Raw genomic sequence first — 20582 nt, 5'->3', positions numbered from 1 at the left:
GGCTCGGCGGCCTCACCAGCGGATCGGCACCGGCAGCGCCGTCAGCAGCCCCGACACCGCGACCACCATGCCCAGCGCGACGACCTCCGCGCGCGCGGGCGAGCAGGCGGTCAGCGGGTCGGCGGCCCGGCCGAGCCGGATCCGCGCCCACAGGGCGAGCACGGCGACGACGGCCACCAGGAGCACCTTGGCCAGCAGGACGCGCCCGTACGCCGTCGTCGTCAGCTGCTCCAGGACCGTGTCCGACGGCATCCGGCGCAGCGAACTCCACACCCCGGTCGCCGTGATGGCGGCGAGCAGAACCGCCGCCACGCGCGCGTAGAGCCCCAACAACGCCACCCCCGCTTCCGAGGGACCCCAGCGCCGCAGCGTCCGCAGCGCGTACAGCAGGCCGCCCGCCCACAGCGCCGCGCACGTCAGGTGCGCCAGCGTCAGCCCGGAGCCGATCAGCGGGCTCTGCTCGGTCGTGGGATGCGCGCGCAGGGCCTCCGCCACGACCACCGCGGCCAGCGGCCACACCTGCGTCGCGGGCCGCGCGGAGAGGGCGCAGAGCCCGGCCGCGAGGAACGCGTTGACCTCCACCAGCGCGAGCTTGCCGTCGCGGGACTCGTAGAGGCCGCCGACGTCGATCTCGGCGACGCTGCCCGGCACGAGGTTCCCTGTCGCCACGAACGACGCGAGGCCCAGCGCGGCGACGAAACCGACGGCGGCCGCGTACGGCGCCCAGTCGCGGGGCGCGGCCTCGGGAGCACCGGGCACGGAACGCGCCAGCCGGCGCACGAACAACTCGCCCACCGGCACGCACAGCGCCGCGAACAGCACCGTACGCAGCAGCGCGACACCGCCGGCGCCGGGCGCTGCGGCCTCCCCGGTGTCGTGCAGTGCCGCGGACGGCCCGAACAGCGGTATCAGCGCGGCCAGCACCGCCAGGAGCAGGACGGCGACGGCCCGGCCGGTGCCGGGACGCCCTACCGAGTCGCTCGCGTCGGGCACCCCGGGAGTGGGTCTTGTCAAGGTCACCTCGAGATCTTCACCAGCCGTCACAGAACCGGGCAAGTACAGGAAAACAACTGGCGGTGCGGCATTCCGCCCATCGGTACGTTCGCGGCCCGACCGTGACTCAGCTCCAGCGCGGCGCGTCCGCTCCCCACGGCCCCGGCGGTCGCGCCCAGTCCACCGGGCCGCCCTCGAAGGAGACCGGCGACAGGGCGTACCGCAGCCGCCCGAGCCCACTGTCCGTCTCCGTCAGCCAGGAGCCGGGCCCGTCGTACGGCGCACCTTCGACGCCGTTTGCACCGCTCCCGGCGTACGGGACACCCTCGGGGCCGCCCGTCCCGACCCCGTCCATCAGCCACCGGGCCGTCCGGGCCAGCGCCAGCCGTACGACCCGACTGCCGCCCTCGTCCGACTGCTCGGCCAGCGCCCGCAGCACGGCCGCCGCCAGCAGGTACCCCGTCCCGTGGTCCAAGGCCTGCGCCGGCAGGGCGCCAGGCTCCTCCATCGATCCCTCGACCGCGGCGATCCCCGTGGCCACCTGGACCAGGCTGTCGAAGCCCCGCCGCCCGCCCCACGGCCCGTACGCGCCCCATGCCGACAACTGCGCCACGACCACTCCGGGCCGCCGCTCGGCCAGTGCCTGTGCCGACAGGCCGAACCGGTCCAGGGCGCCCGGCCGGTAGCCGGTGACGACCACGTCCGCCGCCGCGAGCAGCTCCTCGAAGGCCCGCCGGTCGGCCATGAGGTCGAGGGTCGTCGACCGCTTCCCGAAGCCCGTGTCGGCGTGCTGGTCGGGGAGTTCGGGCAGCTGCGGTGCGTCCACGCGCAGCACGTCCGCACCCAGCAGGGCGAGCGTGCGGGTGGCGACCGGGCCCGCGATGACCCGGGTCAGGTCGAGGACGCGCAGTCCGGCGGCGGGCAACAAGGCGGGCGCTGAGGCGGGCGCCAAGAGTGTCGTGTCGATCGGGGGCAGGGCACGCGCACGTGCGGAATCCAGCCGCTCCCGCTCCACCAACGGCCGCCCGGCCACCGCGGCCCCCTGCTCGTGCGCGGCCCACTCCTCGGGCGTGCGCAGCGCGACGGCGAGGCCTCCGGCCGCGTACACGGCCTCCTCGGCCTCCAGGGCGGACCGCTCGGCCAGCGCCGCCTCGACGGCCGTCACGGCTCGCTCGCCCTCCCGCACCCCCAACGCGGCCAGCAGCCGCGCCCGGTGATGCGGATAGTTCGCGTGCGTACGCACCCACCCGTCCGCCGTCCGCCAGAACCGCGACAGCGGAGCGAAGGTGACCGGAGCCCGCCCGTCGACCAGCAGATGCCGCTCACTGACGAACGCCGTCGCCACGGCCCCGTCGTCCACCCGAACCCCGGGCACCTTCGCGAGCCCGGCCCGCCTCGCCCCCAGCTCGGCGGCGGCCAGCGCGCACGCGCCGACACAGGCCCGCGCCAGCTCCCGTACGGGAAGCCGCCCCTCAAGAGCGCCCTTCCGCACCACGTACGTGATTTCAGTCATGACTGCACTATGCAGTATTGATCCGATCAAGATGAGACAGGTTCGGGCCGGACGGATCAATCCGTCCGGCCCGAAGCGTCAATCTGTCTGCGCTACTTGGTGACCGCGTCCAGCGCGTCCGCGGTACCCCAGCCGTAGAAGCCGTTGCGGTTCTTCGACCCCTCGCAGACGGCGTCGATCTTGCCGTCGCTGTTGATGTCGTACGGGTCCGTGCACGGCGTGGCGTCGGCCTCGGCGTACAGCAGTGCCTTCACGAGCGCCGGTGAGGCGTACGGGTGCGTCGACTTGATCAGGGCGGCGACGGCCGCGACATGCGGGCTCGCCATCGACGTACCGGCCATGTAGCCCCACTTGCCGCCGGGCAGCGTGCCCAGGATCAGACCGCTGGTCGCGGGCGCCTCCGGCTTCTGGTAGGCCGTCGAGTCGCCGCCGGGCGCGGCGATGTCGACGACACCCAGACCGTGGTTGGAGAAGGACGACTTGATGCCCTTGGCGCCGGTCGAGGCCACCGTCACGACACCCGGCAGCTGGGTCGGTATGTCGAGGCACTCCGACGGGTCGATCACCCGGTCCGAGGGCGTGGCGTCGTTCGGCGAGACCGGGTCGGTGATCTCGTCGGCCGCGAGGTCGTAGTTCTCGTTGCCCGCCGCCGCGACGTTGACCGCGCCCTTCTTCTCCGCATACCGCGAGGCCCGGGTGATGGCGTCGACGAGCGCCTTCTGGTCCGGGTCGTCCGTGCAGTTGAAGTACCACGGGTCGGTGTAATAGCTGTTGTTCGTGACGTCGACGCCGTGCTCGGCCGCCCACACGAAGCCGCAGACCACGGCCTCGGTGTAGAAGTAGCCGGCGGTGGTCGACACCTTGATGCCGGAGACCTTCACGCCGGGCGCGACACCCGTCATGCCGACGCCGTTCTTGGCGGCCGCGATCTCACCGGCCACGTGCGTGCCGTGCGGGCTCTCCGACGCGCTCGGCCGCCACGCCCCGTCGGTCGTGTCCGGCTTGCCCGTCACACAGTTGACCGACGCGGCACGGTCGAAGTTCGGTGCGATGTCGGGGTGCGTGTCGTCGACACCGGTGTCGATCACGGCGACCGTCACCTTGCTGCTGCCGAGGGACTTCTCGTGCGCCTTGTCCGCCTTGATGGCGGGCAGGTCCCACTGCAACGGCTCCAGCGGGTCCTGCCCGGCGGCGGCCTCGGCCTCGGCGGCGGCGACCTCCGCCGCGCTGAGCGCCTTCGGCGTGCCCAGGTCGGTCGTCGACTGGGCGGGCAGCGGGGCGTTGCGGGTGTTGCCGGCCGACTCGACGCCCTTGACCTTGCGGATCGTCTTGGCGAAGTCGGCGTTCGACGAGTGGACGACGATCACGCCGATCTGGGCGTACGACGTCACGATCGTGCCGCCGGCCTCGGCGATGGCCTTCTTGATGTGCGCGGAAGGGCCGTGCCCGGGGCGGACGTTGACGACGTAGCTGAGCGCGGTGGCGTCGTCCGTGGCCACGGAGCCCAGGACGTCGTTCACGGCGCCGGTGACGCCGGCCACGGTGCCGGGCACGTCGGCCGCGGACGCCGTGGCGCCCGGCAGGAAGGCCAGGGCCGTCGTCAGGGCCATACCGAGGGGGATGGCGACCGCGCGGCGGTAGCGCGGGTGAGGCGCTGTCATATGTCAGTGTCTCCAGTTCGTTCGCGGTGTGGGACGGACCGTGCGGGGAGTCCCAAGGGGCGAGGTGCCCCGGTGATACGGGAGTACGGCGGTACGGGTCACTTCACCGCGCGCAGGGCGTTGACGATGCCGTACCCGTAGAAGCCGTTGACGTGCTTGCCGCCCTTGCACACCGCGTCCTGCGTGCCGTTGCCGTCCTGGTCGTACGACTCCGGGCAGGCGGTGGCGTCCGCCTGCGCCTTGAGCAGCGCCTGGAGCTGGGCCGACGTCGCCTTCGGATGCGTCGACTTCAGCAGCGCGGCGACACCCGCGGCGTGCGGGGAAGCCATCGACGTGCCCTGGAGGAAGGCGTACTGGCCGTTCGGCATGGTGGACAGGATGCGGCCGTTCTTCGACGGCGTGTCCGGGATCTGGTAGAGCCGGTCGCCGCCCGGCGCGGCGACGTCGATGACGCCCTTGCCGTACGTGGAGTAGTACGACTTGAGGTTCTGGACGCCCGTCGCGCTGACCGTGACGACACCCGGCAGCTGCGTCGGCACGTCGAAGCACTCGTGCGGGTCGATGGTCCGCTCGACCGGCGTGGAGTCGTCGGGGCTGGAGTCGTCGACGATCGCGTCGGAGTCCAGGTCGTGGTTGGAGTTGCCCGCCGACGCGAGGTTGAGCAGACCCTTGTGCTGGGCGTAGAGCTGCGCCCTGTTGACCGCATCGACGATGGCCCGCTGGTCGGGGTCGTCCATGCAGTTGTACAGCCACGGATCAACGTAGTAGCTGTTGTTGGTGATCTCGACACCGTGGTCGGCGGCGAACACGAAGGCGCACACGACGCTCTCCGGGTAGAAGAGGCCGTTGTCCGGGTCGCTCACCTTGATGCCGGAAACCTTGACGCCCGGAGCGACACCGGCGACACCGATGCCGTTGCGGGCCGCGGCTATCTCACCGGCCACGTGCGTGCCGTGGTAGTCGTCCGCGGTGTACGGACGCCAGGCGCCCTCACTGGTGTCCGCCACGCCGCCGACGCAGTTGGCCGACTGGGAGGCGGAGAAGTTCGGGGCGAGGTCCGGGTGGGTGTCGTCCACGCCGGTGTCGATCACGGCGACGGTCACCTTGCTGCTGCCCGGGTTGATCTTCGCGGCCTTGTCGGCGCCGATCGCCCGCAGGTCCCACTGGTCGGCCTCGAGGGGCTCGCTGTCGGGCGTCGCCGCCGACGCGCTCTCGACCTTCGCGGCCTGCTCCTTCGACAGGAACTGCGCCGACCCCTCGTCGGTCGAGCCCGCGGCGGTCAGCGGCGTGGTGCGCGTGGCACCCGCCGACTGCACCCCGCGCACCTTGCGAATCTCCTTGCCGAAGTCCGGGTTCGACGAGTGGACGACGATGACGCCGATCTTCTCGTACGTGGTCACGACGGTGCCGCCGGCCGCGGGCACCGCCTTCTTCACCGCTTCGATCGTGCGGCGGTCCAGCTTGGTGTTGACGACATACGCCAGGTTGGGCGCGTCCACCGCCTGAGCGGAGGTCTCCGCCTGCGGAGCGGCCGACGCGGCCGCGGGCAGGAAGCCCAGCGAGGCCGTCAACGACAGAACGACGGGCACGGCAAGGGCCAGGCGGCGTCTGGAACGCAGATGAGGCATGGGGTCTCCACATCATCCGGAAACGAAACCGGCCCGAGGCACAGGTGGTGCTCGGGCAGGTACATGACGGGTGTGCAGGGCCGAAGCTATCTCCCGAAGTCGCTGGCCAGCAATGACTTACCCGAAGTGACTTCGGAAAGAAGCCCGCGTTGTTGAACCGGGGCTTGCGCGCCGCCGTGACCTTGGGCAGGGAACGCGAGGACACTCGCCCCCGATCCCCGTAACAACCGCACCCGCAACGCGAGGAGACTCCGTGGCCACCGACGCACCGCCCCCCTCGAAAGAGCAACACAAACTCCCCTCACCCGAGGAGTTCACCGAGGTGGCTCAGAGCGCGGAGTTCGGTGAACTGCGCCGCTCCTACCGCTCCTTCGCCTTTCCGCTGACCGTCGGCTTCATCGCCTGGTACCTGCTGTACGTCCTGCTGTCGAACTACGCGGGCGACTTCATGGGCACCAAGCTCTTCGGCAACATCAATGTCGCCCTGGTCTTCGGCATCGCCCAGTTCCTCACCACCTTCCTCATCGCCTGGTGGTACTCGCGGCACGCCGCCGCGAAGCTCGACCCCAAGGCCGAGGCCATCAAGTCCCGAATGGAGGGCGGCGCATGAGCCCCGCGATCACCCTGGCAGCCGGCGAGGCCAGCGAGCACCGGCCACTGATCATCTCCCTGTTCGCGGTGTTCGTCGTCGCGACCCTGGTCATCACCGTCTGGGCGGGCCGCCAGACCAAGGACGCCGCCGACTTCTACGCCGGCGGACGCCAGTTCAGCGCCTTCCAGAACGGCCTCGCCGTCTCCGGCGACTACATGTCGGCCGCGTCCTTCCTCGGCATCGCCGGCGCCATCGCCCTCTTCGGGTACGACGGCTTCCTGTACTCCATCGGCTTCCTGGTCGCCTGGCTGGTGGCGCTGCTCCTCGTCGCGGAACCCCTGCGCAACTCCGGCCGCTACACCATGGGTGACGTACTGGCGTACCGCATGCGCCAGCGCCCGGTCCGTACCGCGGCCGGCACCTCCACCATCGTCGTCTCGATCTTCTACCTGCTGGCCCAGATGGCAGGCGCGGGCGTCCTCGTGTCCCTGCTGCTCGGCATCACCTCCGACGCCGGCAAGATCCTCATCGTCGCCCTCGTCGGCGTCCTGATGATCGTGTACGTCTCCATCGGCGGCATGAAGGGCACCACCTGGGTCCAGATGGTCAAGGCCGTGCTGCTCATCAGCGGCACCATCCTGATCACCTTCCTGGTGCTGCTGAAGTTCAACTTCAACATCTCCGACCTGCTCGGCACGGCCGCCGAGAACAGCGGCAAGGGCACCGCCTTCCTGGAGCCCGGTCTCCAGTACGGCGCGACCGGCACCACCAAGCTGGACTTCATCTCCCTCGGCATCGCCCTGGTGCTCGGCACCGCCGGCCTGCCGCACATCCTGATCCGCTTCTACACGGTGCCCAACGCCAAGGCCGCCCGGAAGTCCGTCAACTGGGCCATCGGCATCATCGGCGGCTTCTACCTGATGACCATCGCCCTCGGCTTCGGCGCCGCGGCGCTGATCTCCCAGGAAGAGATCATCGAGTCAAACCCGTCCGGCAACACGGCGGCACCCCTGCTCGCCCTCCACCTCGGCGGCGTCGACTCCGCCTGGGGCGCCATCCTGCTCGCCGTGATCTCGGCGGTCGCCTTCGCGACGATCCTCGCCGTGGTCGCCGGACTCACCCTGGCCTCGTCGTCGTCCTTCGCGCACGACATCTACGCGAACGTCATCAAGAAGGGCAAGGCCACCGAGAAGCAGGAGATGAGGGCGGCCAGGCTGGCGACCATCGGCATCGGTGCCGCCTCCATCCTCCTGGGCGCCCTCGCCCGCGACCTGAACGTCGCCGGCCTCGTCGCCCTCGCCTTCGCGGTCGCGGCGTCCGCCAACCTGCCGACGATCCTCTACAGCCTGTTCTGGAAGCGGTTCACCACCCAGGGCGCCCTGTGGTCGATCTACGGCGGTCTGATCGTCGCCGTCGGCCTGGTGCTGTTCTCGCCCGTCGTCTCCGGCGACCCCAAGGCGATGTTCCCCGATGTCGACTTCGCCTGGTTCCCGCTGAAGAACCCCGGCATCATCTCGATCCCGTTCGGCTTCCTGATGGGCTGGCTCGGCACGGTCCTCTCCAAGGAGGAGCCGGACACCGCCAAGTTCGCGGAACTGGAGGTCCGGTCCCTGACCGGAACCGGCGCGCACTGAGTCCCAACCCGGGTTCGCCCCCTGAGCGGCCGTGTCGTAGATCCCTACGACGCGGCCGCGTCTTACGTCGTGGGATCGGGGCCTGTTGATGTCAGTGGGGTCGCGTAGGCTCGCAGGTGTCGGAAACTTGTGATCCGCGAGGGAGGGGGCCCACGTGCTCATCGACACCTACGGCCGAGTGGCCACCGATCTGAGGGTCTCGCTGACCGACAGGTGCAATCTGCGCTGCACCTACTGCATGCCCGAGGAGGGTCTGCAGTGGCTCGCCAAGCCCGATCTGCTCACCGACGACGAGATCGTGCGGCTCATCGACATCGCCGTTACCGCCCTCGGTATCCGGGAAGTCCGCTTCACCGGCGGTGAGCCCCTGCTGCGCCCCGGCCTGGTCGGCATCGTCGAGCGGGTCGCGGCCCTCGAGCCGCGCCCCCAGATGTCCCTCACCACCAACGGCATCGGCCTCAAGCGCACCGCGGCGGCCCTGAAGGCGGCCGGCCTGGACCGGGTCAACGTCTCGCTGGACACGCTGCGCCCCGACGTCTTCAAGACCCTCACCCGCCGGGACCGGCACAAGGACGTCATCGAGGGCCTGCACGCCGCCCGCGAGGCGGGCCTGACCCCCGTCAAGGTCAACTCGGTGCTGATGCCGGGACTGAACGAGGACGAGGCCCCGGACCTGCTGGCCTGGGCCGTGGAGCACGACTACGAACTGCGGTTCATCGAGCAGATGCCCCTGGACGCCCAGCACGGCTGGAAGCGCGACGGCATGATCACCGCGGGAGACATCCTGGCGTCCCTGCGCACCCGCTTCGACCTCACCGAAGAGGGCTCCGGCGAGCGCGGCTCGGCCCCCGCCGAACGCTGGCTCGTCGACGGCGGACCCCAGCGCGTCGGCGTCATCGCCTCCGTCACCCGCCCGTTCTGCTCGGCCTGCGACCGCACCCGCCTCACGGCCGACGGCCAGATACGCACCTGCCTGTTCGCCACGGAGGAGACCGACCTGCGCGCCGCCCTGCGCTCGGACGCGCCCGACGAGGAGGTCGCCCGCATCTGGCGCCTGGCCATGTGGGGCAAGAAGGCGGGCGCGGGCCTGGACGACCCGACGTTCATCCAGCCGGACCGGCCGATGTCGGCGATCGGCGGCTAGTCGGCCGGGGCCGTCCTGCGGACCGGGGCCCAGGAGCGGCCCAGGCGGCTTCGTAGCGGCCTGGGAAGCTTGGGAGGACTCCTGGGCTCAGGAAGCTTCGGAGGGCTCCCACTCCGACAGGAGGACCACGTCCTTCAAGAACCCCCGCACCCCGAGGAACTGCGACAGGTGCTCCCGGTGCTCCTCGCACGCGAGCCACGTCTTGCGCCGCTCCGGCGTGTGGATCTTCGGGTTGTTCCATGCCAGCACCCACAGGGCGTCGGCGCGGCAGCCCTTGGCAGAACAGATCGGGGTTTCGTCACTCACCGGTTCGTCTCACAGATGCATCAAAAAGGCGACGCCGAGCAGCCACGGGGGGAGCTGCCCGGCGTCGGTCCGTCGCTCCGACGGGGGATGCGGAGCGCCTACGAAGTATGTCACGGGTAACCCGCCGCCCGGGACCGGAACAACATGATTGATCTGAGCTTTTCTTGAGCTTGGCGAGGGTCTGACTTCCGGTTGTGAGCCACCCATCGACGCCGCGTCACGACTCCTCGGCGACGCACATGATCATGCTCGTTCGTGCGGCTCGTTCCGTGCGCCCGAGGCCGGATCGGACACCACGTCTTCCGGGACCGGTTCCGCGAAACCGTCCTCCGCACGGGGCGAGGTGATCATCGGCCGGGTGGGCGCGGCCACGAATGTCGACGGGAGCGACGGCGCGTTCTCCCGCCCCGCGTTGGCGATCACCACGGCCACATAGGGGAGGACCGCCCCGAGCACCAGGGCGACGATCGCGACGTGCCGTTCGACGTTCCACAGCGCCACCGCGAGGATCACCGACAGCGTACGAACGGTCATCGAGATGACGTACCGGCGCTGCCGTCCGCGCACGTCCTCCTGGAGGCTCGTACGGGCTCCGGTGATCCGGAACACCTCGACGCTGCCGCCATGCTGCTTCCGCATCACATTCCACCATCCGCCCGTATCGGACTCTCCCCGCCCCCAACCCGGTCCGCCCCCGGTCGGGGAACGGGACCCGGACAGCTCCCACGTTACGCCCGGCCTGCGCCGCCTACGAGACCGGGGCACCTCCAACCTGGACCAACGTCCTTGGCCCCAGCGCGTACGGCCGTACCCGACATGCGCCGTACCGCGACCGGACCGACACTGGGCGTAATGCTCGCGTAGAGCCGTACAGGAGGCAGCCATGGGCTGGTTGTGGGCCATCATCGTGGGATTCGTACTGGGCCTGATCGCCAAGGCGATCATCCCGGGCAAGCAGCACAGCCCTCTCTGGCTGACCACGATCTTCGGCATCCTCGGCGCGATCGTCGGCAACGCGGTGGCCCGCGCGGCCGGCGTCGACGCCACCTCCGGCATCGACTGGATGCGGCACATCTTCCAGCTCATCGCCGCGGTCGTCATCGTCCTCCTGGGCGACATGGCGTACATGGCGACGCTCGGCCGAAACAAGCACCGGACCTGAGGACAGGCACCGGCGAAGGGGGCGGCCTCCCGCACGGGAAGCCGCCCCCTTCGATGTACCTAAGAACCCTTCGATGTGCCTAGGAACCCGTGATCTCGACGGCCGCCAGGTTCTTCTTGCCGCGGCGCAGCACCAGCCAGCGCCCCTGCAGCAGGTCCTCCTTGGCGGGGACGGCGTCCTCCGCGGCGACCTTCGCGTTGTTCACGTAGGCGCCGCCCTCCTTGACCGTGCGACGCGCGGCCGACTTGCTGGCCACGAGGCCGACCTCGGCGAACAGGTCGACGACCGGACCGAGCTCGGCGACCTGGATGTGCGGCACCTCGGACAGGGCCGCGGCCAGCGTCCTCTCGTCGAGATCCGCCAGCTCGCCCTGGCCGAAGAGGGCCTTGGACGCGGCGATCACGGCGGTCGTCTGGTCGGCGCCGTGCACCAGCGTCGTCAGCTCCTCCGCCAGCGCGCGCTGCGCGGCCCGGGCCTGGGGGCGCTCCTCGGTCTGCTGCTCCAGCTCCTCGATCTCCTCGCGGGAGCGGAAGCTGAAGATGCGCAGGTACTTGGAGACGTCCCGGTCGTCCGCGTTCAGCCAGAACTGGTAGAAGGCGTACGGCGTGGTCATCTCGGGGTCGAGCCAGACCGTGCCGGACTCCGTCTTGCCGAACTTGGTGCCGTCGGCCTTGGTGATCAGCGGTGTGGCCAGGGCGTGCACCACGGCGTCGGGCTCGACCCGGTGGATCAGGTCGGTGCCGGAGGTGAGGTTGCCCCACTGGTCGCTGCCGCCGGTCTGCAGCGTGCAGCCGTACCTCCGGTACAGCTCCAGGAAGTCCATGCTCTGCAGGATCTGGTAGCTGAACTCCGTGTAGCCGATGCCCGCGTCGGAGTTGAGGCGCCGGGAGACGGCCTCCTTCGCGATCATCTTGTTGACCCGGAAGTGCTTGCCCACGTCACGCAGGAACTCGATGGCCGACAGACCGGACGTCCAGTCCAGGTTGTTGACCATGATCGCCGCGTTCGGCCCCTCGAAGTCGAGGAGCGGCGCGATCTGGGCGCGCAGCCGCTCGACCCACTGGCCCACGACCTCCGGCGCGTTCAGCGTGCGCTCCGAGTCCGGCTTCGGGTCGCCGATCAGGCCGGTGGCGCCTCCGACCAGGCCCAGCGGACGGTTGCCCGCCTGCTGGATCCGGCGCATCGTGAGGATCTGCACGAGGTTGCCGAGGTGCAGGCTGGGCGCGGTCGGGTCGAAGCCGCAATAGAACGTGACGGGACCGTCCGCGAACGCCTTGCGCAATGCGTCCTCGTCAGTGGAGAGGGCGAGCAGCCCGCGCCACTTCAGTTCGTCGACGATGTCCGTCACGGTTCTCGTATCTCCTTGGGTTCGCTCGTCATCAGGTACGAGGTTATACGCCCTGACTGACAGAGCTCATATTGAAGTCCGGCACCCTCAGGGCCGGCATCGCTGCCCTAGTGAACCAGTCGCTCCACTCCCTCGGCAGCGTCTTTTCGGTGCGCCCGGCCTCGGCGGCCCGGCCCAGCAGGTCGACCGGTGACTCGTTGAACCGGAAGTTGTTGACCTCGCCGCTCACCTCGCCGTTCTCGACGAGATAGACGCCGTCCCGGGTCAGACCGGTGAGCAGCAGCGTGGCCGGGTCGACCTCGCGGATGTACCAGAGGCAGGTCAGCAGCAGACCGCGCTCGGTGTTCGCGACCATCTCCTCCAGGGAGCGGTCCTCGCCCCCGTCCAGGATCAGGTTGTCGATGCCCGGCGCCACCGGCAGCCCGGTCAGCCCGGCGCTGTGCCGGCTGGTCAGCAGATTGCTCAGCTCGCCCTCGCGCACCCAGTCGGTGGCGGTCAGCGGCAGCCCGTTGTCGAACACCGACTGGTCGCCGCCGGAGGAGTGCGCGAGCACGAAGGGGGCCGACTCCAGGCCCGGCGCGTTCGGGTCGCTGCGCAGGGTCAGCGGCAGGTCGGTGAGCTTGTCGCCCACGCGGGTGCCGCCGCCCGGCTTGGAGAACACCGTGCGGCCCTCCGCCGCGTCCCGGCCCGACGCCGACCACATCTGGTAGATCAGCAGGTCCGCGACGGCGGTCGGCGGCAGCAGCGTCTCGTACCGCCCGGCGGGCAGCGCGATCCGCCGCTCGGCCCACCCGAGGCGTACGGCCAGCTCGGCGTCCAGCGCCGCCGGGTCGACGTCCTTGAAGTCCCGGGTGGAGCGGCCCGCCCACGCCGAGCGGGTACGGTCCGGCGACTTGGCGTTCAGCTCCAGCGTCCCGTTGGGCTGGTCGTGACGCAGCCGCAGTCCCGTCGACGTACCGAGGTAGCTGGAGACCAGCTCGTGGTTGGCGAAGCCGTACAACTCGCGTCCGCCGGCACGCGCGCGTGCGAACGCCTCACCGAGCGCCGGCGCGAAGTCGGCGAACACGGCGGAGGAGGTCTCGGCGGGCGCGTCCGTGAAGTCGGGCGACTCGGGCACGCCGCTGACCAGCGGCCGGGCGTCCTCGGCGGGCTGGGCACCGCGCGCGGCGGCCTCGGCGGCGCGCACCAGGGGCTCCAGCTCGTCCGGCGTCACGGCCGACCGCGAGACGACACCGGAGGCCGTGCCCTCCTTGCCGTCGACGGTCGCGATCACGGTGAGCGTACGGCCGCGGGTGACACCGTTCGTGGTGAGCGCGTTGCCCGCCCAGCGCAGGTTGGCGGTCGACTGCTCGTCGGCGATGACCACGCAGCCGTCGGCCCGGGACAGCGCGAGAGCCCGCTCGACGATCTCGTGCGGCTTGTTCGTACGAGGACTCATCGACCGGCCTCCTGCGTGGTGTTGAGACTGTGCTGTCCCGGGGGACGACCCCCGGACCCCCAGCCGATTCCGGACCTGACGCTCATCGACCGGCCTCCTGCGTGGTGTTGAGAATGTTGACGCCCTTGAAGAGGGCCGACGGGCAACCGTGCGAGACCGCCGCGACCTGGCCCGGCTGGGCCTTGCCGCAGTTGAAGGCACCGCCCAGGACGTAGGTCTGCGGACCGCCCACCGCGGCCATCGAGCCCCAGAAGTCGGTGGTCGTCGCCTGATACGCGACGTCCCGCAGCTGTCCGGTGATCCGCCCGTTCTCGATCTTGAAGAACCGCTGCCCGGTGAACTGGAAGTTGTAGCGCTGCATGTCGATCGACCAGGAGCGGTCGCCGACGACGTAGATCCCGCGGTCCACGCTCCCGATGAGGTCCTCGGCCGACATCCCGGCCGGGTCCGGCTGCAAGGACACGTTGGCCATGCGCTGTACGGGCACGTGCCCGGGGGAGTCGGCGAAGGCGCACCCGTTGGAGCGCTCGAAGCCGGTCAGCCGGGCGATCCGCCGGTCCAGCTGGTAGCCGACCAGGGTGCCGCTGCGCACCAGGTCCCAGGACTGTCCCGCGACGCCCTCGTCGTCGTACCCGACGGTCGCCAGGCCGTGCTCGGCGGTGCGGTCACCGGTGACGTTCATCAGCTCGGAGCCGTACCTGAGCCTGCCCAGCTGGTCGAAGGTGGCGAAGGAGGTGCCGGCGTAGGCGGCCTCGTAGCCGAGCGCCCGGTCCAGCTCGGTGGCGTGGCCGATGGACTCGTGGATGGTCAGCCACAGGTTGGAGGGATCGACGACGAGGTCGTAGACGCCCGACTCGACGCTGGGCGCCCGCATCTTCTCGGCGAGCAGCTCCGGGATCCGCGCCAGCTCCGCGTCCCAGTCCCAGCCAGTGCCGGTGAGGTACTCCCAGCCGCGCCCGACGGGCGGCGCGATGGTCCGCATGGAGTCGAACTCGCCGCTCGACTCGTCGACGGACACGGCGGTCAGCTGCGGGTGCAGCCGAACCCGCTGCTGCGTCGTCACGGTCCCGGCGGTGTCGGCGTAGAACTTGTTCTCATGGACGGTGAGGAGCGAAGCGTCCACGTGATTGACGCCGTCCGCCGCCAGCAGCCGCGCGCTCCACTCCGCCAGCAGCGCCGACTTCTCCTCGTCGGGCACGGCGAACGGATCGATCTCGTACGACGAGATCCACTCCTTCTCGGTGTGCACGGGCTCGTCCGCGAGCTCGACCCGCTCGTCCGACCCGGCCGCCTTGATCACCTGGGCGGACAGTTTCGCCATCTGCACCGCCTGAGAGGCGACCTTGGCGGCGGCGTCCAGCGTCAGATCCACCCCCGAGGCGAACCCCCACGTCCCGCCGTGCACGACCCGCACCGCGTACCCGAGATCAGTGGTGTCCGAGGTCCCGGAGGGCTTCGCGTCCCGAAGCCGCCAGGACGCACTGCGCACCCGCTCGAACCGGAAGTCCGCGTGCTCCGCGCCCAGCGCACGCGCGCGTGCCAGGGCGGCGTCGGCCAAAGGGCGTAGCGGAAGCGCCGTGAACGCTTCGTCGATCGTATGAGGCACGGAGGTCTCCCTGCTGTCGTGGCCTGTCGGCTCCGATCATGTCGCGCGGGCGGGGCCGCCGACCATACGTTTCCGACGGAGTTCCGCAGCTTTCTGTAGGGACCCGACAGTCGGTGCCGTAAGCCACTGTGGATGCCCGATTGTCCGCGCACGGGCCGGGACCGATAGGTTTTCGAGGAAGCCGCCTGTCATCCAGGTGTTCGGGCGGGTGTGTCAGACCGCTATCGAAAGGGTGATCCGTTGAGCCGCTCGGTTCTCGTCACCGGAGGCAACCGAGGCATCGGCCTCGCCATCGCCCGCGCATTCGCCGACGCCGGCGACAAGGTTGCCATCACCTACCGCTCGGGCGAGCCGCCGGCCGGTTTCTTGGCCGTCAAGTGCGACATCACCGACACCGAGCAGGTGGAGCAGGCCTACAAGGAGATCGAGGCCGAGCACGGCCCGGTCGAGGTGCTGATCGCCAACGCCGGCATCACCAAGGACCAGCTCCTGATGCGCATGTCCGAGGAGGACTTCACCTCGGTCATCGACACCAACCTCACGGGCACCTTCCGGGTAGTCAAGCGCGCCAACCGCGGCATGCTGCGCGCCAAGAAGGGCCGCGTCGTGCTGATCTCGTCGGTCGTCGGTCTGTACGGCGGCCCCGGCCAGGCGAACTACGCCGCCTCCAAGGCCGCTCTGGTCGGCTTCGCGCGCTCGCTCGCCCGTGAGCTGGGCTCGCGCAACATCACGTTCAACGTGGTGGCGCCCGGCTTCGTCGACACCGACATGACCAAGGTGCTCACCGACGAGCAGCGTGACGTCATCGTGAAGCAGGTGCCGCTCGGGCGGTACGCGCAGCCCGAGGAGATCGCCGCGACGGTGCGGTTCCTCGCCTCGGACGACGCCTCGTACATCACTGGAGCCGTCATCCCCGTTGACGGCGGACTGGGAATGGGTCACTGAACACCATGAGCGGAATTCTCGAGGGCAAGCGCGTCCTGATCACCGGTGTGCTGATGGAGTCCTCCATCGCCTTCCACACCGCGAAGCTGGCCCAGGAGCAGGGCGCGGAGATCATCCTGACCGCGTTCCCGCGGCCCACGCTGACCGAGCGCATCGCCAGGAAGCTTCCCAAGCCCACCAAGGTCCTGGAGCTCGACGTCACGAACGAGGAGCACCTGGGCCGCCTGGCCGACCTCGTCGGCGAGGAGCTCGGCGGCCTCGACGGCGTCGTCCACTCCATCGGCTTCGCGCCCCAGGACGCGATGGGCGGCAACTTCCTCAACACCCCGTTCGAGTCCGTGGCCACCGCCATGCACGTCTCGGCGTACTCCCTGAAGTCGCTGACGATGGCCTGCCTGCCGCTGATGCAGAACGGCGGCTCGGTCGTCGGCCTGACCTTCGACGCGCAGTTCGCCTGGCCGCAGTACGACTGGATGGGCCCGGCCAAGGCCGCCCTGGAGGCCACCAGCCGCTACATGGCACGCGACCTGGGCAAGCAGAACATCCGCTGCAACCTCATCTCCGCCGGCCCGATCGCCTCGATGGCCGCCAAGTCCATCCCGGGCTTCAGCGACCTGGCCTCCGTGTGGGACACCCGCTCGCCCCTGGAGTGGGACCTCAAGGACCCGGAGCCGGCCGGCAAGGGCGTCGTCGCGCTGCTGAGCGACTGGTTCCCGAAGACCACGGGCGAGATCGTCCACGTGGACGGCGGTCTGCACGCCATCGGTGCGTGACGCTGCCGCTGTGGCTCCATTGAAGTGAAGGGTGTGGGCCCGCGTTCCTTCCGGACGCGGGCCCACACCCTTCACTCGTTCGGCCTATCCGGTCGGGCGGCCCGGGGCCACAACTGCGCACTCTGGATTACGCGTTCACCACACGCTCCCCTCCCCAGCACGGCCGAGGAGGTCCCCTTGTGCGCCTGTCCCGCAGCCTGGCCTCAGCGACCGTAGCCGTCTGTCTCGTGCTGTTCCATCCGTACGACGCGAAGCCGCACGCGCGCGTGGAGGTGCGGCAGGCCGCCGCACCGGAGCCGTTCGGGGCCGAGTGCCGCAGCAGCGTCACCGGCTCCCATGTGATCGCGTACTGCCACAACCCGTATCCGCGGCCCGACCGGGTCAGCCTGCACATCGAGTGCGTCCGCTGGTGGGACGTCGACAGCGACGGCACCCCAATCGAGGCCGGGCCCGCGCAGACCGTGCGCCTGACCGGCCGCTGCTGGAAAGAGGTCCGCTCGGTGTGGGTCAGCCACCGGCAGGGGCGTTGAACCGCCCAGGACGGCACAGGAACGGATAGCTGGCGGCCTCCTGGGCGGCCGCCGCCGCATCACCCGCCCGGATCGCGTCGACGAGCCGCGCGTGGTCCATGTGCGTCTCCGGAGTCAGCTCCTCGCCGACGTCCTCGCGCAGCCAGTCCCGCAGCACCTCGCCCAGGTCGGCGTACATCGCGGTCATCACGTCGTTGTGCGAGGCGGCCACCACCGCCAGGTGGAAGGTCGCGTCCGCCGTCACGAACGCCTCCGTGTCGCCCGACTCCCACGCCTCCTCGCGTCGCACCAGGAGCGCGTCCAGCTGCTTGAGGTCCTTCTCCGTGCGCCGCTCGGCGGCCAGCCTGGCGGCGGCCGACTCCAGCGTGGAACGCAGCTCGGCGATGTGCCGCGGGTCCGCGTCGGCGAAACGGCGGTGCATCACGCCGGCCAGCTCGCTCGTCGCCACGACGTACGTGCCGGAGCCCTGCCGGATGTCCAGCAGGCCGTTGTGCGCGAGCGCGCGGACGGCCTCGCGGACGGTGTTGCGGGCGACGCCGAGCTGCTCGACCAGCTCGGGCTCCGTCGGGATCCGGGCGCCGACCGGCCACTCGCCCGAGGTGATCTGGTTGCGCAGAGCGGTGATGACCTGCTCGGACAGTGCCGACCGGCGGGGATGGCTCAGGGGCATGGCACACCTTCGCACGGGCGGGGCCGGAACGGGCGACCCGGGGATGGACAACCAATCATCCCATGATTCTATGATGGACCTCATGGCCCGCGAGGAAACCCGGACGAGGAAGTCCACGACCGTACGCGGTCCGGCCGCGACCGACGCCCCGGCAGGCGATGCGCCCACAGGGGCCGCCACGCGCGCGTGGGCGACGCGTCTGGTCGTCGTCGGCATCGTGCTGTCCGCCGTCAACCTCCGCCCCGCCATCACCAGCCTCGGCGCCCTCCTCGAAGAGGTCCGCGACGGCCTCGGCATGAGCGGCAGCGTGGCCGGGCTGCTCACCTCCGTGCCCCCGCTCTGCTTCGCCGTCTTCGGCGTCATGGCCCCCAGGCTCGCCCGCCGCTTCGGGCCGGGCGCGGTGGTGTGCGCGGGCATGGTCGCCATCACCGCGGGCCTGCTGATACGGCCGTACGCGGGCGGTACGGCGGGCTTCCTGGCGGGCAGTGCGCTCGCCCTCATGGGGATCGCGGTCAGCAACGTCCTGATGCCGGTCATCGTCAAGCGCTGGTTCCCCGACCGGGTCGGTTCCATGACCGGCCTCTACTCGATGGCCCTCGCCCTCGGCACCGCTGCCGCCGCGGCGGTGACCGTGCCGGTGACGCGGGCGCTGGGCGGGGACTGGCAGTCCGGGCTCGCGGTGTGGGCGGTCCTGGCGGCGGCCGCCGTGCTCCCGTGGATTCCGCTCGTACGGGACGGGGGGACCGCGTCGGCCGAGCGGGCCCCCGCGCGCGGGGAGCCGTCGGCCCCGCTGCGGATCACCCGGAGCCGTACCGCCTGGGCGCTCGCCGTCTTCTTCGGGCTCCAGGCCACTGCCGCGTACATCACCATGGGCTGGATGGCGCAGATCTTCCGGGACGCGGGCGTGTCCGCGGGTACCGCGGGGCTGCTGCTCGCGGTCACGATGGTGATGGGCGTGCCGCTCGCCTTCGTCATCCCGCGCGTCGCCGCCCGGTTGTCGCACCAGGGCCCGATCGTGATCGCGCTCGGTGTCTGCGGCCTGGCCGGCTACGCGGGCCTGTACTTCGCGCCGGCCGGCGGCGCCTGGGCCTGGGCCGTCCTGCTCGGCGTCTCCAACTGTGCCTTCCCGCTGGCCCTCACCATGGTCGGGATGCGGGCCAGGACCGGCGCGGGCGTCGCCCAACTGTCGGGCTTCGCGCAGAGCACCGGCTACCTCATCTCCATCCCCGGGCCGCTCCTGGTCGGCGTGCTCTACCAGCACAGCGGCGGCTGGGGGCTGCCGATCGCCCTCATGACCGGCCTGATGATCCCGCAGATGGCGGTGGGCGTCCTGGCGGGGCGCGACCGCACGGTGGAGGACGAGGCGGCGCGCTGATCCGGTGGGCGGGCCCCGGCCTCACCCCGGAGGAGTCGTGGCGACCGACGGGTGCGAGACTTGCCGTATGCCAGTGCTCGATCCGAACCCCCAGAACGGCCAGAAGAAGATGCTCCTGGTCTTCGGCTCGTTCTTCGCCATCTTCGTGATCATCGCCATCATCGCGACGATCGCCTCGCCGTGATCGTGCCCCCGTGACCGTGACCGTGACCGTGCCCTCGTGATCGTGCCCCCGTGACCGTCCGGCGGGCCCGATGGTGGGGCTAACCCCCCTGTCCCCTAGGGGGCGAGTGTCAGGGTCAACTGGGTGGATCACCGGATGGGTTGAAGGCCGGAGATTCCGTAGCTTCGAGATGTGACCGCGAGAGGCGGACACGGACGACTCGAAGACGGCGGAGGCACCCATGTCGGCTCCTACGCACACCCGGCCCCACCCCGCGACCCGCGGCGGCGTCGACAGCCGGCTGCCCTGGTGGGCCCTCGCGCTGCCGACGCTCGCGTTCATCGTGCTCCTGGTGCTGATCCTGAACCCGACGAACGCGCACGCGGCCTCCGGCGACCCCGCCGTCCCTCACCTCGTCGAGCGAGTACAGCAGCTGATAGCGCGCTGAACACGGCCGGAGCCGCCGGTCAACTACCCGCGCCCCATGGCCTGTTTCATGCGAAGCTGGATCCCATGAGCGTCGCAGAACCCCGCAAGATCGTCCTCTTCCGGCATGCGAAAGCCGACTGGCCACAGGTGCCCGACCACGAGCGGCCGCTCGCTGAGCGGGGCCGCATGGACGCCGCAGTCGCCGGACGCAAGCTGGCCGACACCGGCCTCGCCTTCGACCTGGCCCTGTGCTCCACCGCGACCCGGACCCGCGAGACCTGGAAGCTCGCCGTCCATGAATTCCCGCACCGGCCGAAAACGGTCTACGAGGAGCGGATCTACGAGGCCTCGCCCGGCGAGCTGATCGCCCTGCTCAACGAGACCCCCGACGACGCACAGGATGTCCTGCTCATCGGCCACAACCCGGGCATCCAGGGCCTCGCCGACATCCTGGCCGGCGCGGCCGAGGGCGACGCCCGAGAGCGGATGAGCGGCCGCGGCTTCCCGGCCGCCGCCTTCGCCGTCCTGTCCTTCGACGGCTCCTGGAAGTCCCTGGAGCCGGGCGCGGCCACGCTGGTCGACTACTGGGCGCCGTCCGACTGAGCCGTTCTCGCGCCGAAGGGCCCGGCACCGCACGGTTCCGGGCCCTTCGGCGCTCTGCTTGCGAGGACG

The 20582-nt window shown here is 70.5% G+C and carries 21 protein-coding genes; 11 read left to right on the top strand and 10 right to left on the bottom strand.

Annotated features, from left to right (window positions below; translation table 11 throughout):
* Positions 1-12 precede the first annotated feature (12 nt).
* The 4 genes from QFZ76_RS12835 to QFZ76_RS12820 all read right to left on the bottom strand — a co-directional run bounded on the left by QFZ76_RS12835 (position 13) and on the right by QFZ76_RS12820 (position 5795).
* Positions 13-1020, bottom strand: coding sequence for a CopD family protein (locus tag QFZ76_RS12835; protein WP_307673836.1), 1008 nt, complete (start codon positions 1018-1020; stop codon positions 13-15).
* A 100-nt stretch (positions 1021-1120) separates the two neighbouring features.
* Positions 1121-2506: a CoA transferase gene (locus QFZ76_RS12830; protein ID WP_307673835.1), complete on the bottom strand. Its 1386-nt coding sequence runs from the start codon at positions 2504-2506 to the stop codon at positions 1121-1123.
* A 92-nt stretch (positions 2507-2598) separates the two neighbouring features.
* Complete coding sequence (locus QFZ76_RS12825) at positions 2599-4167, bottom strand: S8 family serine peptidase (RefSeq protein ID WP_307673834.1); 1569 nt, start codon at positions 4165-4167, stop codon at positions 2599-2601.
* 98 nt (positions 4168-4265) lie between these two features.
* Entirely contained in the window at positions 4266-5795 is a 1530-nt protein-coding gene (locus QFZ76_RS12820; RefSeq protein WP_307673833.1) for a S8 family serine peptidase, read from the bottom strand.
* A gap of 253 nt (positions 5796-6048) precedes the next feature.
* Between QFZ76_RS12820 and QFZ76_RS12815 the strand changes: the two genes are divergently transcribed.
* The 3 genes from QFZ76_RS12815 (at position 6049) to moaA (ending at position 9165) form a co-directional block, all read left to right on the top strand.
* Positions 6049-6405: a DUF485 domain-containing protein gene (locus tag QFZ76_RS12815; protein ID WP_307673832.1), complete on the top strand. Its 357-nt coding sequence runs from the start codon at positions 6049-6051 to the stop codon at positions 6403-6405.
* Entirely contained in the window at positions 6402-8021 is a 1620-nt protein-coding gene (locus QFZ76_RS12810) for a cation acetate symporter (RefSeq protein ID WP_307673831.1), read from the top strand. Before QFZ76_RS12815 ends, QFZ76_RS12810 begins: the two co-directional genes overlap by 4 nt.
* Positions 8022-8175: 154 nt before the next feature.
* Positions 8176-9165, top strand: coding sequence for a GTP 3',8-cyclase MoaA (moaA, locus tag QFZ76_RS12805; protein WP_307673830.1), 990 nt, complete (start codon positions 8176-8178; stop codon positions 9163-9165).
* An 87-nt stretch (positions 9166-9252) separates the two neighbouring features.
* On the opposite strand, the gene QFZ76_RS12800 is transcribed toward moaA, so the two are convergent.
* Together QFZ76_RS12800 and QFZ76_RS12795 are read right to left on the bottom strand one after the other, a co-directional pair.
* Positions 9253-9471 (bottom strand): hypothetical protein, encoded by a 219-nt coding sequence (locus tag QFZ76_RS12800; protein ID WP_266441939.1) that lies wholly within the window; start codon positions 9469-9471, stop codon positions 9253-9255.
* Positions 9472-9714: 243 nt separating this feature from the next.
* The gene (locus QFZ76_RS12795; RefSeq protein ID WP_307673829.1) at positions 9715-10110 is read right to left on the bottom strand and encodes a DUF3099 domain-containing protein; all 396 of its coding nucleotides are present in this window, start codon (positions 10108-10110) and stop codon (positions 9715-9717) included.
* A 244-nt stretch (positions 10111-10354) separates the two neighbouring features.
* Here QFZ76_RS12795 and QFZ76_RS12790 point away from each other — a divergent pair, with 244 nt between their 5' ends.
* Complete coding sequence (locus QFZ76_RS12790; RefSeq protein WP_307673828.1) at positions 10355-10633, top strand: GlsB/YeaQ/YmgE family stress response membrane protein; 279 nt, start codon at positions 10355-10357, stop codon at positions 10631-10633.
* Positions 10634-10712: 79 nt separating this feature from the next.
* Here the strand turns inward: QFZ76_RS12790 and tyrS are convergent, their stop codons facing one another.
* The 3 genes from tyrS to QFZ76_RS12775 all read right to left on the bottom strand — a co-directional run bounded on the left by tyrS (position 10713) and on the right by QFZ76_RS12775 (position 15025).
* Positions 10713-11981: a tyrosine--tRNA ligase gene (gene tyrS / locus QFZ76_RS12785; RefSeq protein ID WP_307673827.1), complete on the bottom strand. Its 1269-nt coding sequence runs from the start codon at positions 11979-11981 to the stop codon at positions 10713-10715.
* A gap of 43 nt (positions 11982-12024) precedes the next feature.
* Complete coding sequence (locus QFZ76_RS12780; protein WP_307673826.1) at positions 12025-13419, bottom strand: metallopeptidase TldD-related protein; 1395 nt, start codon at positions 13417-13419, stop codon at positions 12025-12027.
* Positions 13420-13501: 82 nt separating this feature from the next.
* Positions 13502-15025: a TldD/PmbA family protein gene (locus QFZ76_RS12775; RefSeq protein ID WP_307673825.1), complete on the bottom strand. Its 1524-nt coding sequence runs from the start codon at positions 15023-15025 to the stop codon at positions 13502-13504.
* Positions 15026-15265: 240 nt separating this feature from the next.
* Between QFZ76_RS12775 and fabG the strand changes: the two genes are divergently transcribed.
* The 3 genes from fabG (at position 15266) to QFZ76_RS12760 (ending at position 17273) form a co-directional block, all read left to right on the top strand.
* Positions 15266-15970 carry a 3-oxoacyl-[acyl-carrier-protein] reductase gene (gene fabG, locus QFZ76_RS12770; protein WP_307673824.1) on the top strand — a complete coding sequence of 235 codons (705 nt, stop codon included), beginning with the start codon at positions 15266-15268 and terminating at the stop codon, positions 15968-15970.
* 5 nt (positions 15971-15975) lie between these two features.
* Positions 15976-16743, top strand: coding sequence for an enoyl-ACP reductase FabI (fabI, locus tag QFZ76_RS12765; RefSeq protein ID WP_307673823.1), 768 nt, complete (start codon positions 15976-15978; stop codon positions 16741-16743).
* A 179-nt stretch (positions 16744-16922) separates the two neighbouring features.
* Positions 16923-17273 carry a hypothetical protein gene (locus QFZ76_RS12760; protein WP_307673822.1) on the top strand — a complete coding sequence of 117 codons (351 nt, stop codon included), beginning with the start codon at positions 16923-16925 and terminating at the stop codon, positions 17271-17273.
* Here the strand turns inward: QFZ76_RS12760 and QFZ76_RS12755 are convergent.
* Positions 17251-17943, bottom strand: a complete 693-nt coding sequence (locus QFZ76_RS12755; protein ID WP_307673821.1) for a FadR/GntR family transcriptional regulator — start codon at positions 17941-17943, stop codon at positions 17251-17253. The two genes, QFZ76_RS12760 and QFZ76_RS12755, sit on opposite strands and share 23 nt — an antisense overlap.
* Positions 17944-18013: 70 nt before the next feature.
* On the opposite strand from QFZ76_RS12755, the gene QFZ76_RS12750 reads away from it, so the two are divergent.
* The 4 genes from QFZ76_RS12750 to QFZ76_RS12735 all read left to right on the top strand — a co-directional run bounded on the left by QFZ76_RS12750 (position 18014) and on the right by QFZ76_RS12735 (position 20513).
* The gene (locus tag QFZ76_RS12750; protein WP_307673820.1) at positions 18014-19318 is read left to right on the top strand and encodes a CynX/NimT family MFS transporter; all 1305 of its coding nucleotides are present in this window, start codon (positions 18014-18016) and stop codon (positions 19316-19318) included.
* A 67-nt stretch (positions 19319-19385) separates the two neighbouring features.
* On the top strand, positions 19386-19502 hold the full coding sequence (locus QFZ76_RS12745) for an SGM_5486 family transporter-associated protein (protein ID WP_086023195.1): 117 nt from the start codon (positions 19386-19388) through the stop codon (positions 19500-19502).
* A 220-nt stretch (positions 19503-19722) separates the two neighbouring features.
* A complete protein-coding gene (locus QFZ76_RS12740) occupies positions 19723-19929 on the top strand; it encodes a hypothetical protein (protein WP_307673819.1) in 207 nt (68 codons plus the stop codon).
* 65 nt (positions 19930-19994) lie between these two features.
* Positions 19995-20513 carry a histidine phosphatase family protein gene (locus QFZ76_RS12735; RefSeq protein WP_307673818.1) on the top strand — a complete coding sequence of 173 codons (519 nt, stop codon included), beginning with the start codon at positions 19995-19997 and terminating at the stop codon, positions 20511-20513.
* The last annotated feature ends 69 nt before the right edge of the window (positions 20514-20582 follow it).

The organism is Streptomyces sp. V4I2, from assembly GCF_030817655.1.
Taxonomy (GTDB): Bacteria; Actinomycetota; Actinomycetes; order Streptomycetales; family Streptomycetaceae; genus Streptomyces; species Streptomyces plumbiresistens.
The sequence above is the reverse complement of the archived record's forward strand: the minus strand, read 5'-3'. Positions and strand labels throughout refer to the sequence as shown.